We start from the raw sequence: 12873 nt of genomic DNA on the forward strand, positions 1-12873 counted from the left end.
TGGCCAGCGCGGCGCCCGCGCCCTAATTGCTGACCATGCCGTCGCCCAGGCGCTGGGCGGCGCCGCTGCGCACCAGCGCCGTCACCAGGCTGTGCAGCCAGGTCTGCAGGCTGTGCTGGGGGAAGTGGCGGGCGCGCACGCTGTCCAGGTAGGGGGTGGCGGCGGCCCATTGCTGCAGCGCTGCTTCGCTCAGCTGCCCATGCTGCAGCAGCTTGAATTTGAGCAGCACCTTGGCGGCGTGCTCGGCGTGCTGCAGCGGGTCGTCGGTAAAGCGCTGCAGGCGCCGGTGCGCGCGCGCCAGGGCGCCGGGCAGGTCGCCAAACACCGGGCCGTGGCCGGGCAGCACGGTGCGTGGCGCCAGCTGTGCGATCAGCTCCAGCGTGGCGCCGACGGCGGCGAAGGCGTCCTCGCCTTCGAGCTCGGGAAAGACGACGCCAAAGCCATGCTCCCACAGCGCGTCGCCCGACAGCAGCAGCCCGTCGCGGGGCTCGAACAGCAGCACGGCGTGCGGGTCGTGCCCAGGGGCGGCGTGGACCTGCCAGCTGTGCCCGCCCAGGTCGATGGTGCTGCCCGGCACCAGCGTGGCGTCGTAGCCAAAGCGCGGGCAGTCCTGGCCGGTGGCGGCGTAGCTCAGGGCGGCCATGTCCCAGTCGGCCACGGCCTGCGCCTGGCCGGGCGGGATCAGCGTTTGCAGCTGTGGCCAGGCCGCTTGCAACACGGCATTGCCGCCGCAGTGGTCGCTGTGCAGGTGGGTGTTGAGCAGACGTGCCAGCGGCGCCCCGGCCAGGGCCGACTGCACCAGCACCAGGGTTTGCGCGCTGTGGCTGCAGTAGCCGCTATCGACCAGGGCGGCGCCGCCGCTGCCGCCGGTGAACAGGTAGTTGTTGGCCGACAGCCAGCCGCGTTCGATTACGATGATTTCTGGCGGTAGGGCAGGCGGGGTAAGCGTCATTAGCTATATAAATAATAGCAATCAGGCGCCAGGGCGCAGCTCGCGGCGCAGGATTTTGCCGACGTTGGTCTTGGGCAGCTCGTTCCTGAACTCGATGTACTTGGGCCGCTTGTAGCCGGTGAGCTGGTCGTGGCAAAAGCGCAGCACGGCGTCTTCGGTCAGGTCGGGGTTGCTCTTGGTGACGAAGACTTTGATGGCTTCGCCCGATTTTTCGTCCGGCACGCCGATGGCGGCGCACTCGACCACGCCCGGGCACAGGCCGATGACCTGCTCGATCTCGTTGGGAAAGACGTTGAAGCCCGAGACGATGATCATGTCCTTCTTGCGGTCGATGATGCGGGTGTAGCCGCGCGCGTCCATGACGCCGATGTCGCCGGTGCGCATGAAGCCGTCGGCGGTGAACGCCTTGGCGGTTTCCTCGGGCTGGTTGTAGTAGCCGCGCATCACGTTCGGGCCCCGGATGCAGATCTCGCCGCTCTCGCCCAGCGGCAGATCGGCGCCGGCGTCGTCCTTGATGGCGATGTCGATGCCCGGCAGCGGCAGGCCGATGCTGCCGGTGAACTCGGGGTTGTTCACCGGGTTGTTGGTGCCGACGGCGCAGGTCTCGCTCATGCCCCAGCCTTCGATCATGGTGCTGCCCGTGACCTGCTTCCACTGCCGCGCCGTGCCCTCGCTCGCGGCCATGCCACCGGCCTGCGAGACGCACAGGTGCGAGAAATCGACGGTTTTGAACTCGGGGTTCTGCAGCAGCGCGTTGAACAGGGTGTTGACCGCCGGCAGCATGTGGAACGGCCGTTTTTTCAGCACGGCGACGAACTTGGGAATGTCGCGCGGGTTGGGGATGAGCGTCAGGCAGGCGCCCTGGCGGATGGACAGCAGGCCCAGGGTAAGGGCGAAGATGTGGTACAGCGGCAGCGCTGCGATGTAGCGCGCCTTGGACAGATCGCCCACCCGCGCCAGCGCCGGCGCAAACCAGGCTTCGGCCTGCAGCGTGGCGGCGACGATGTTGCGGTGCGTGAGGATGGCGCCCTTGGACAGCCCGGTGGTGCCGCCGGTGTACTGCAAGAAGGCGATGGAGTCGAGCGTTGCCTGGCTCGGCTGCAGGCGCAGGGCGCGGCCGTGCTCCAGCGCTTTCTTGAACGGCGTCAGCTGGCGCCCGCCGGTCAGCGGCAGCTCGTAGGCCGGCACCATCTTGGCGAGGTGGCGCACGGCAAAGGTGATCCAGCAGCCGTAGGCCGCGCCCAGCAGGTCGCCCATGGCGGTGAGGCAGACGTGGCGGATGCCGGTCTTGGGCAGCACCTCGGCCAGGGTGTGGGCGAAGTTCTCCAGGATGATGATGGCGCTGGCGCCGCTGTCCTTGAGCTGGTGCTCCAGCTCGCGGGCGGTGTACAGAGGGTTGACGTTGACGCAGGTGTAGCCCGCGCGCAGCACGCCGGCCATGGCGACGCCGAACTGCGGAATATTGGGCAGCATGATGGCCACGCGGGCGTCTTTCTCCAGCCCCAGGCTTTGCAGCCAGGCGCCCAGGGCGGCGCTGTGCTGGTCGAGCTCGCCGTAGCGCATGGTGCGGTCCATGCAAATGGAAAAGGGGTTGCCCGCGTTTTTCTGGAACGATTCTTCCAGCAGATGGGCGACCGAGCGGTACTGCCCCGGATCAATATCGTGTGCAACGCCGGGGGGGTAGCTCTGGAGCCAGACTTTTTCCATGCCTCAAACCTCTCTTCTCTCTTGCAGCGGGTGGTAGATACGAACGCCGCTGCATTGTGGAAGGGGCATGGGGGGCGGGGCTAGCGGGCTTGTCCCAGGGTTTGGCGCAAAGTCGTCCCACAGGCGACAGCCGGGGCGTCAAACAGCTGCGCCATCAGCGCCGCCTCGCGCGCCTCGATGGTGGCCAGAAACTGATCGACCGCGCCGCGCTCGCGCACCAGTTGGCCGAAGGTGTCAAAACCTGCCTCCAGAAAGCGCTGCAGCTCGCCCAGGCCGGCAGCGCGCGCCGGGCCGCGCATCATGTGCAGCATGGTGCGCAGGCCGGGCTTGGCGGTCAGGCGCGCCAGGTCGCGGCCCATGGCGAGCACGCTGGCGAGTTGCCCCTGGCGGGCCTGGGGCTGGCCCACACCTTTCCAGGCGGCGACGTAGCGCGCCGGCGCGTCACCGCTGGCCTGTTGCCAGTGCTGGCCCATGGCGTGGTCGAGCGCCTCGGTGTGCTGGTGCAGCTCGGCCAGCGCCACCGCCATGGCCACCACCGGGCGCGGAAACAGCGTCTGCAGCGTGCCGGCGATGCGGCCAAACTGCGCATCGCGCGCGGCGTAGTCGCTGCTGCCGTACAGCTCGGCCAGAAAGAACTGCGCCGCCGGGGCGTAGGTGTCCGATTGCAGCAGGTCGGCGTAGCTGCCGCGAAAGCGTGTCGATTGCAGCTCCTTGACGGCCTGCACCGCCTGCCCCAGTGGCGGGTCGGCGCTGCGCTGCTGGCGCAGCAGGGTCACTTGGGCGATGCATTGGCGGATGGTGTCGGCGGCGTCCATGGTATTTTTTGCGGGTTTCATCCGATTACACCCCAGGGCCCATGAATGCACGTTGGCAACAAACTCTAGTTTTTCTGCAGCTGGCGCTGCTGCTGGCCTGGCTCGCCTGGGCCTGGCCGCAGTCGCCGCGCTGGGCGCTGGCGGGGCTGCTGCTGGCGTGGCTGTGGCAGTTGTTCAGCATGGGCCTGCCCTTTGTGCTGATGCAGGCGGTGAACCGCGCCGCCGCCGTGCCACCTGTGGGCCTGGCGCGGCTGCTGCGCGCCTGGTGGCGCGAGGTGGGCGCGGCGCGCCGGGTGTTTGGCTGGCTGCAGCCGTTTTGCCACCGGGCGCGGCCCGACTGCCTGGCGCCGACGCCGGGCCAGCGCGGTGTGCTGCTGCTGCACGGCTATCTGTGCAACCGGGGGCTGTGGCAGCCCTGGCTGCGCACCCTGCGCGCGCAGGGCCGGGCTTACCGGGCTTTGACGCTCGAACCCGCCTTCGGCACCATCGACGCCTACGCCAGCGCCATTGATGCGGCGGTGCGCGAGCTGCACGCCGCCACCGGCCTGGCGCCGCTGCTGGTGTGCCACAGCATGGGCGGGCTGGCCGCGCGTGCCTGGCTGCGTGCCTGCCCGGACGGGGCGCAGCGCGTGCACCACATCGTCACCCTGGGCACGCCGCACCAGGGCACCTGGGCGGCGCGCTTTGGCTACAGCACCAACGCGCGCCAGATGCGCCAGGGCAGTGCCTGGCTGCAGGCACTGGTGGCGGCCGAACCGCCGGCGCAGGCGGCGCTGTTCACCTGCTGGTATTCCGATTGCGACAACATCGTTTTCCCGGCCCTGACGGCGACCCTGGCGGGGGCCGAAAACCGCCTGCTGTCCGGGGCCGGCCACATGCAGCTGGCGCTGGCGCCGCAGGTGCAGGCCGATACCCTGGAGCGCTTTTTGTAGTCAGGCTGCGTCGGTCGCGTCGGCCGAGAACGCCGGCAGGCCGCGCAGCTGGGCGTACAGCGGCGTGAAGTCGGGCGCCGTCAGGGTAAACAGCTGTTCAAAGCTGTCGATGACGAAATACGTGCGCTGATAGCTATCAATTTGGTAGCGTGTGCGCATGGTGCGCGCCAGCTCCAGCGGGCGCCGCTGCGGCGCGGGGCTGCTGACGCTGTACTCCAGCTCGCCCGGGGAGCTGAGAATGCCGGCGCCGTAGGCGCGCAGCGCCCCGTCTTCGCGGATCAGGCCGAACTCGATGGTGTACCAGTACAGCCGCGCCAGCATCTCGCCCGCGCCCAGGCGCATGGCCTTGAGGCCGCCCTCGCCGTAGCGCTGCACGTAGTCGGCAAACACCGGGTGCAGCAGCAGCGGCACGTGGCCGAACAGGTCGTGGAACAGATCGGGCTCGACGATGTAGTCGAACTCCTCGGGCCGGCGCAGCCAATCCGTGACCGGGAATTTGCGCTGCGCCAGCAGGGCGAAGAAGGGCTCCTCCGGGATCAACCCCGGCACGCCGACGATCTGCCAGCCGGTGGCCGCCTGCAGGTGGGCGTTGATGTCGGCAAAACGCGGAATGCGCTCGCGCGCGCCCAGCTGCGCCAGCATGGTGATGAACTGCTGACTTGCACGGCCGGGCAGCAGGGCTTCCTGGCGGGCGTACAGGCGCTGGTAGAGCGCGTGCTCGGCCTCGGTGTAGGCAGCGTAGTTTTGCGTGCAGGTGTAGTCGGCGCCGGCGCGCGCGTAGTCGCCGCGCGGTGGGCGGCTGGACTGGCCGTAGATGACGGGGGGCTGGCCCATGGCGTGTGCGCGGTTTTTACAGCACGCCCCGGCGTATCTGGTCGAGCTCTATGCTCTCGAACAGCGCCTTGAAGTTGCCGTTGCCAAAGCCCTCGTCGCCCTTTCTTTGGATGAACTCGAAGAAGATGGGGCCAAGCTGGTTCTCGCTGAAGATTTGCAGCAGCAGCGCGTCTTTTTTGCCGTCAATGAGGATTTTTCGCGTCTGCAGGGCGTCCAGCGGTTCGCCGTGGCCGGGGATGCGTTGTTCGATCAGCTCGTAGTAGGTGTCGGGCGTGTCGAGCAAGCGCACGCCGCTGGCCTTGAGGCCATCGACCGTGGCGTACAGGTCGTCCGAGCCCATGGCGATGTGTTGTATGCCCTCGCCCTTGTACATGTCCAGGTATTCCTGGATCTGGCCGGGCTTGTCCTTGCCTTCTTCGTTGATGGGGATGCGGATCTTGCCGCAGGGGCTGGTCATGGCCTTGCTTTTCACGCCCGTGACCTGGCCCTCGATGTCGAAGTAGCGGATTTCGCGGAAGTTGAACAGGCGTTCGTAAAAATCGGCCCACTCGGCCATGCGGCCCCGGTGCACGTTGTGCGTGAGGTGGTCGATATAGGTCAGGCCATGGCCCTTGGGGGCGAGCATGTCCTCGGTGCCGATGCCGGGCAGGGGCACGAAATCGACATCGAAGAAGCCGATGTTGCCGATGTCGCCGGGCTGCGCGCCGCCCTTGCCGCGCCAGCGGTCCACCAGGTAGATCAGGCTGTCGCCAATGCCCTTGATGGCCGGAATGTTCAGCTCGCCCGGCCCGGCCTGGCCGGCAAAACCCCAGGCGCCCAGGGTGAGGGCGCGCTCGTAGGCGGCCTTGGCGTCGTGCACGCGAAAGGCGATGGCGCACACGCTGGGGCCGTGCAGGCGCGCAAAACGCTGCGCGAACGAATCGGGCTCGGCGTTGATGAGGAAGTTGATCTCGCCCTGGCGGTACAGCAGCACGTTCTTGTGCCGGTGCCGCGCCACGGCCTTGAAGCCCATGGCCTCGAAAGACCGGCCCATGGCGGCCGGGTCGGGGGCCGCGTATTCGATGAATTCAAAACCGTCGGTGCCCATGGGGTTGTCCCAGGTGGCAACCGACGGTGCGCTTGCTTGTGGCAAGGGTGCGGGCATGGTGTCTCCGTAGCGGTGGTGCAGGTGGTGCGCCGCAGTATGCGTGCGTGCGTGGAGCCTGCGCATCCGGAGGAACCTTAGTCAGAAACCTGCTGCCATTGCGGTAGCAGGCAGGGGCTTTTTCAGCGTTGCTTAAAGCCCCTGGGCTTGCAGGCGATGGGCTTGCTCGCGGAACAGGGTGACTGGGTTGGCAACAAACAGGTCGCGCAGGCCCAGCATCTGGTTGACTTCGTCGAGGTGGTTCTGGCCGTAGGTGCCAATCGTTTTGCCCAGGCGCGAGGAGCACACGGACACCAGGCCGTCGTTGGCCTCGCCAAAGACCAGCCCCGTCAGGGCCAGCGGCAGGTCGCTCGGGTCGAGCAAGTTGGTGATGGTTTTGTTGCCGGTCCAGGAGTAGTAGCGCACGCCGTTGACCAGCTCGGCACCGTCGCCGCAGCCGCTGGTGGGCACGCCGGCACCAAAGTTTTGGTTGAAGCGGGCGGAGCCTGCGGTGGTCAGGGAGTTGAGTGCAGCCACGGGCACTTGGGGCAGATTTTTACCGCCCGAGGTGAAGTTGATCAGATCGGCCAGGGCCTTGGCGGCGCCGGCGGCGATTTTTTCCGTCACGCTGCCGGCGGGGGCCACGCCGCGCACGACGTCGGCCACGCGCGAGCCCCGGTTCACGCCGGCCACCGACGTGACGGAGGCCACCAGCTCTGGTGCCACACCCGCCACATAGCGCGTGGTCGGGCCGCCGTGCGAGTGGCCAATCAGGTTGACCTTTTGCGCGCCGGTGAGGGCCAAAATGGTTTTGACCTGGGCCAGCAGCTGCTCGCCGCGCACCTCGGAGCTGTTGGCGGCCGAGACTTGGGCCACATAGACTTGGGCTCCACCTTGGCGCAGTGCCTGCGGAATGCCGTAGAAGTAATCAATCCCCAGCACAGAGTCAAAGCCAAACAGGCCATGCACCAGCACGATGGGGTAACGCGTCTGCGTGTAGTTGTTGGCAGCCTGGGCAGCAGGCCACAGCGCCAGGCAGGCAGCGGCCAGGGCCAGGCCACGCAGGGCGCGGCGAAGGAAAGCGGTCATCTTTGTCTCCTTGTGTGAATTGAATAAAAACGAACGACCGTGCATTTCTGCGGAGTAGATTGTGGCCAGGGCGGGGTTGAGCCAAATGTGGTGAAAACCCGCTGGCTTGGCCGGAGTTTGTGTGCGTGACTTCGGGCTTCGGCAATGCCCTTACGTGATATGTTGCATTGCAGCATTTAGTTTGGAGACTCTAGGGGAAAACCCTATAGTGCACCCATGATGATCGCTACCAAAGACTGGATTGAAGCCTCTTACAACGCTGGGCGCAGCTGGCTGCGCCCGCTGGAGGGCCTGCGCGCGCACCAGGAGCACCAGTCGCTGGTGCCGGTGATGGTGCCGATCCGCTCGCTGGGCGAGCACCACCGCCAGCGCATCGAAGACCACCTGATGCAGCTCGAACCGCAAGACCGCTATCTGCGCTTTGGCTACGCCGCCAACGACGACCAGGTGCGCCGCTACGCGCAGAACCTGAACTTCGTGCGCGATGAGATTTTTGGCATCTTCAACCGCCGCCTGGAGCTGGTGGCGATGGCGCACGTGGCCTATTCCGACCAGCCTGGCACCAACCAGTGCGCCGAGTTTGGCGTCTCGGTGCTGAAAAAAGCGCGTGGCCGGGGCTACGGCGCGCGCCTGTTCGATCGCGCGGTGATGCACGCACGCAACGAGGGCGTGAGCATGTTGTTCATCCACGCCCTGTCGGAGAACACCGCCATGCTCAAGATTGCGCGCAAGGCGGGCGCCACCGTCGAGCGCGACGGCTCGGAGTCCGAGGCACACCTGCAGCTGCCGCCCGCGAGCCTGGACTCGCGCATGGCGCAGCTGGTGGAGCAGCAGTTTGCCGAGATCGACTATTCGCTGAAAAAACAGGCCAAGCAGTTCTGGGACGTGCTCACGCAGGTGCAGCAGGTGCGCCAGAGCGTGCGCGACGGGCGCCACCAGGCGGCGGAGTAAGTTGCCGCTGTGCGCGGCAGGGGGCGCAACACGACGCCACTACACTAGCGGGCTTGTTCCACAACCTGCATGTCCTGCACCCTGTCGCAGTGTCTGAACCCTCTTCTGCGCGTCTTCCAGAAAAAGAAGACAAGCGCTCGTTCTTCCAGCGCGTAGCCGAATTCATCCATCCCGGCCCGGATTCCAAGGACGAGCTGATCGAAACCCTGGCCGACGCCGAGGACAACGAGATCATCGGCGCCGACGCCCGCGTCATGCTCGAACGCGTGATCCGCATGGCCGACATGACGGCGGGTGACGTCATGGTGGCTGCACCGCGCATGGACTGCGTCAACATCGACGCGCCGTTCGACGACATCTTGCAGCTCGTCATCCGCACCGCGCATTCGCGCTTTCCGGTGTACCAGGACGAGCGTGAAAACATCATTGGCACGCTGCTGGCCAAAGACCTGCTCAAGCTGCAGCGATCTCCCGCCCTGAACCTGCGCGCGCTGCTGCGCCCGGCGGTGTTCGTGCCCGAGAGCAAGGGCCTGAACGACCTGCTGCGCGAGTTTCGCGGCACGCGCAACCACCAGGCCATCGTCATCGACGAGTTTGGCCGCGTCGCCGGCCTGGTCACCATCGAGGACGTGATCGAGCAGATCGTGGGCGAGATCGAGGACGAATTCGACATTGCCGAGGACGAGGGCGACATCTTTGCCCTGGCCGACCATACCTTTCGCGTCTCCGGCGACACGCCGGTGGCGCGCGTCGCCGAAGCCTTTGGCGTTGCCATCCGCAGCAGCGACCCGGAGGAAGACTTCGACACCATCGGTGGCCTGATTGCGCACGAGATTGGCCACGTGCCCAAGCGCGGCGAGCAGGTGGACATGGCTGGCCTGCGCTTTGTCGTGCTGCACACCAAGGGCGGGGCCGTGCGCTGGTTCAAGGTGGCGCCGGTGGCGGGTGAGCCTGCGGGCAGTGCCTGATGTGGCGCTCGGTGGCGGGGCGCGGGGCACGCAACTGGCTCTGGCCCCTGGGAGCGGGCTTGCTGCAAGCCTGGTCGATCGCCTGGCCCGGCAGCGGCACGCCGCTGTGGTGGCTGCAAATTGCCTCGCTTGCCGTATGCGCCTGGCTGCTGTGCGACAGCCGCAGCGCCTGGCAGGCTGCAGCGCGCGGTGGCCTGTTTGCCACTGCCTGGCTGGTGGGCAGCTTCTGGTGGCTGTTTATCTCCCTGCACGAATACGGCGGCCTGGCCGCGCCGCTGGCCGCGCTGGCGGTGTTGGCACTGGCGGCATTTTTGGCCACCTACTACGCCCTCGTTTCAGGGTGTTTTTGGGCTCTAAGGCGCACTGGTAAAGCGCAAGCAGCTATTATTTTTGCAGCGCTTTGGCTGCTCGCCGAACTGGCGCGGGGGTGGCTCTGGACGGGTTTCCCTTGGGGCGCAGGCGGCTACGCTCATTTGGATGGGCCGCTGGCGCCGCTGGCGCGCGCGGTGGGGGTGTATGGCATTGGCTTTGTGGCGGCGTTGTTGGCCATGGCGCTGGCGCAGCTGCGCGGGGCCGATTTGCGCCGCCCTGGCGCCTGGGCGGCAGCGCTGGCGCTGGTGCTGGTGTTGGCGGCGGCGGCGCAGCAGCGCCAGGCGGCATGGGCGCAGCCGCAGGCCGTGGGTGCGCCCCTGAGCGTGGCGCTGCTGCAGGGCAACATCGCCCAGGATCGCAAGTTCGAGCCCGGCAGCGGCGTACCCGAGGCCCTGGCCTGGTACGGCCAGCAGCTGCGCGCGCAAGACGCGCAGCTGGTGGTGGCACCCGAGACGGCCATCCCCATGCTGGCGCAGCAGCTGCCGCCCGGTTACCTGGAGGCGCTGCAGGCGCGCTACGAGCGCCCGGACCACCGCCAGGCGGCGCTGGTGGGCATTCCGCTGGGCAGCTTCGCCCAGGGCTACACCAATTCGGTGCTCGGCTGGTCGCCGCAGCAGCTGCAAACGTACCGCTACGACAAGCACCACCTGGTGCCGTTTGGCGAGTTCATTCCGCCGCTGTTTCGCTGGTTTACCGAGCGCATGAACATTCCGTTGGGCGACTTTCGCCGGGGCGGCCTGGGCCAGCCGTCCATGGCCTGGCTGGACCAGCGCCTGGCGCCCAACATCTGCTACGAAGACCTGTTTGGCGAGGAGCTGGCGGCGCGCTTTGCCGACCCGGCGCAGGCGCCGACGATTTTTGTCAACCTCAGCAACATCGCCTGGTTTGGCGACAGCCTGGCGGTTGCGCAGCACCTGGCGATCAGCCAGATGCGCGCGCTCGAATTCGAGCGCCCCATGCTGCGCGCCACCAACACCGGCGCCACCGCCATCATCGACCACCGGGGCCAGGTGCAGGCGCTGCTGCCCGCGCACACCCGCGCCGTGCTGCAGGGCCAGGTGCAGGGCCAGGGCGGCCTCACGCCGTACGCGCGCTGGGCGGCGCGCTGGGGGCTGGCGCCGCTGTGGGCGCTGGCGCTGGGCGTGCCGCTGTGGGCCTGCTGCGGACGTGCGCGGCGCAATTGTGGGCAGGGCCTGCACTTGCTTTGATAATAGGGGGCTGCGCTGCAGGTTCGGCCTGCGGCACACTTGGACAGTTTTTTAGGCAACCGGGGTGCTCCCACCACCCCTTTGGAGCGCGACTGACAATGGCTGAATCCTTTTCGTACGAACAACTGATTGCTTCCGGTGAGGGCCGGTTGTTCACCCCCGACAGCGGGCGCCTGCCCCTGCCGCCGATGCTGATGTTCGATCGCATCACGCACATCGACGCCGATGGCGGCGCGCACGGCCTGGGGAAAATCGTCGCTGAGCTCGACGTCAAGCCTGATCTGTGGTTTTTTGCCTGCCATTTCCAGGGCGACCCGGTCATGCCCGGCTGCCTGGGGCTGGACGCCATGTGGCAGCTCATCGGCTTTTACCTCACCTGGCTGCGCCTGCCGGGCCGGGGCCGCGCCCTGGGTGCAGGCGAGGTCAAGTTCACCGGCGAGGTCGGGCCCGACGTGAAGCTCGTCACCTACGAGATCGACATCAAGCGCGTCATCAAGCGCAAGCTCAACATGGCCATTGGCGACGCGCGCCTCTTGGCCGATGGCAAGGAAATTTACGTCGCCAACGATTTGCGCGTGGGCCTGTTCCTGCGCGAGGGCGATCCAGCGAAGGAAGCAGCATGAACACCCGGCGCGTCGTCATCACAGGCGCAGGCATCGTCTCCTGCATTGGCAACGACCTGGCCACGGTGGAGGCCGCGCTGCGTGCCGGCACCAGCGGCATCAAGGCCGTAGAAAAAATGACCGAGATGGGGCTGCGCAGCCAGGTGGCGGGCGTGCCGGACATCGACATCGAGGCGCGCATCGACCGCAAGCAACTGCGCTTCATGGGCGACGCTGCCGCCTACGCGCAGATTGCGCTGGAAGACGCCATCGCGCAATCGGGCCTCACGCCCGAACAGGTCAGTCACCCGCGCACCGGCCTCATCATGGGCTCGGGCGGCGGCTCGCCGGCCAACCAGATCGAGGCCGCCGACACCCTGCGCGAAAAAGGCATACGCCGCGTCGGCCCCTACCAGGTCACGCGCTGCATGAGCAGCACCGTGTCGGCCTGCCTGGCGACCAACTTCAAGGTCAAGGGCATCAACTACTCCATCACCTCGGCCTGCTCCACGTCGGCGCACTGCATTGGCGCGGCGGCGCAGCAGATCGCCTGGGGAATGCAGGACGTGATGTTCGCCGGCGGCGGCGAGGAACTCTCCTGGGGCATGAGCCTGCTGTTTGACGGCATGGGCGCCATGTCCAGCAAGTACAACGCCACGCCCGAGAAGGCCGCGCGCGCCTACGACGAAAACCGCGACGGTTTTGTCATCGCCGGCGGCGGCGGCGCCGTGGTGCTCGAAAGCCTGGAGCACGCCCAGGCACGCGGCGCCACCATCCTGGCCGAAGTGGTCGGCTTTGGCGCCACCAGCGACGGCGAGGACATGGTCGCACCCTCGGGCGAGGGCGCCATCGCCTGTATGCAGCAGGCCATGGCGGGCCTGGCCGGGCCGATCGACTACATCAACACCCACGGCACCTCCACGCCCGTGGGCGACATGCAGGAAGTGCGCGCCATGCGCGCGGTGTTTGGCGATGCCGTGCCGCCGTTCTCCAGCACCAAGTCGCTCACCGGCCACTCGCTGGGCGCCACCGGCGTGCAGGAGGCGATCTACTGCCTCATCATGCTGAACAAGGGCTTCATCGCCGGTTCGGTCAACGTCGAGACGCCCGACCCGGCGCTGGGCGACATGCCCCTGGTCACGCAAACCCGCGACGCACAGCTCACGCAGGTGCTCTCCAACAGCTTTGGCTTTGGCGGCACCAACGCCAGCCTGGTGCTGCGCCGCTGGCAGGGCGCCTGAGGCCACTGCCGCCCCGGGTTTCCCCGGGGCAAATCCGGGGGTGGCGCGGCAGCCCCCGCTTCTAGAATCCACGGCAGCG

The 12873-nt window shown here is 67.3% G+C and carries 12 protein-coding genes; 6 read left to right on the forward strand and 6 right to left on the reverse strand.

Translation table 11 applies throughout. The features are described 5' to 3' along the window. Positions 1-22: 22 nt before the first annotated feature. From G7045_RS01105 to G7045_RS01115, 3 genes are all read right to left on the reverse strand, one after another. Entirely contained in the window at positions 23-952 is a 930-nt protein-coding gene (locus tag G7045_RS01105) for an MBL fold metallo-hydrolase (protein WP_166156106.1), read from the reverse strand. Positions 953-973: 21 nt separating this feature from the next. Then, the gene (locus G7045_RS01110) at positions 974-2659 is read right to left on the reverse strand and encodes an AMP-binding protein (protein WP_166156109.1); all 1686 of its coding nucleotides are present in this window, start codon (positions 2657-2659) and stop codon (positions 974-976) included. Between the two features lie 80 nt (positions 2660-2739). After that, entirely contained in the window at positions 2740-3474 is a 735-nt protein-coding gene (locus tag G7045_RS01115; RefSeq protein ID WP_166156112.1) for a hypothetical protein, read from the reverse strand. A gap of 41 nt (positions 3475-3515) precedes the next feature. Here G7045_RS01115 and G7045_RS01120 point away from each other — a divergent pair, with 41 nt between their 5' ends. Beyond that, the gene (locus tag G7045_RS01120; protein WP_166156115.1) at positions 3516-4406 is read left to right on the forward strand and encodes a triacylglycerol lipase; all 891 of its coding nucleotides are present in this window, start codon (positions 3516-3518) and stop codon (positions 4404-4406) included. Here the strand turns inward: G7045_RS01120 and phhA are convergent, their stop codons facing one another. The 3 genes from phhA to G7045_RS01135 form a co-directional block, all read right to left on the reverse strand. Further along, positions 4407-5240: a phenylalanine 4-monooxygenase gene (gene phhA, locus G7045_RS01125; RefSeq protein WP_166156118.1), complete on the reverse strand. Its 834-nt coding sequence runs from the start codon at positions 5238-5240 to the stop codon at positions 4407-4409. Between the two features lie 16 nt (positions 5241-5256). Further along, positions 5257-6384 (reverse strand): 4-hydroxyphenylpyruvate dioxygenase, encoded by a 1128-nt coding sequence (gene hppD, locus G7045_RS01130; protein ID WP_166156121.1) that lies wholly within the window; start codon positions 6382-6384, stop codon positions 5257-5259. Positions 6385-6516: 132 nt separating this feature from the next. Next, positions 6517-7452 carry a triacylglycerol lipase gene (locus tag G7045_RS01135; RefSeq protein ID WP_166156124.1) on the reverse strand — a complete coding sequence of 312 codons (936 nt, stop codon included), beginning with the start codon at positions 7450-7452 and terminating at the stop codon, positions 6517-6519. A gap of 219 nt (positions 7453-7671) precedes the next feature. On the opposite strand from G7045_RS01135, the gene G7045_RS01140 reads away from it, so the two are divergent. The 5 genes from G7045_RS01140 (at position 7672) to fabB (ending at position 12794) form a co-directional block, all read left to right on the forward strand. Continuing rightward, positions 7672-8403: a GNAT family N-acetyltransferase gene (locus tag G7045_RS01140; protein WP_166160309.1), complete on the forward strand. Its 732-nt coding sequence runs from the start codon at positions 7672-7674 to the stop codon at positions 8401-8403. A gap of 89 nt (positions 8404-8492) precedes the next feature. Then, the gene (locus tag G7045_RS01145) at positions 8493-9371 is read left to right on the forward strand and encodes an HlyC/CorC family transporter (RefSeq protein WP_166156127.1); all 879 of its coding nucleotides are present in this window, start codon (positions 8493-8495) and stop codon (positions 9369-9371) included. Further along, a complete protein-coding gene (gene lnt, locus G7045_RS01150; protein WP_166156130.1) occupies positions 9371-10951 on the forward strand; it encodes an apolipoprotein N-acyltransferase in 1581 nt (526 codons plus the stop codon). The genes G7045_RS01145 and lnt overlap by 1 nt, the downstream gene beginning before the upstream one ends. Before the next feature lie 98 nt (positions 10952-11049). Next, complete coding sequence (gene fabA / locus G7045_RS01155) at positions 11050-11574, forward strand: bifunctional 3-hydroxydecanoyl-ACP dehydratase/trans-2-decenoyl-ACP isomerase (protein WP_166156133.1); 525 nt, start codon at positions 11050-11052, stop codon at positions 11572-11574. After that, a complete protein-coding gene (gene fabB, locus G7045_RS01160) occupies positions 11571-12794 on the forward strand; it encodes a beta-ketoacyl-ACP synthase I (protein WP_166156136.1) in 1224 nt (407 codons plus the stop codon). Before fabA ends, fabB begins: the two co-directional genes overlap by 4 nt. Positions 12795-12873 lie beyond the last annotated feature (79 nt).

Source organism: Acidovorax sp. HDW3 (assembly GCF_011303755.1).
Lineage (GTDB): Bacteria > Pseudomonadota > Gammaproteobacteria > Burkholderiales > Burkholderiaceae_C > Paenacidovorax.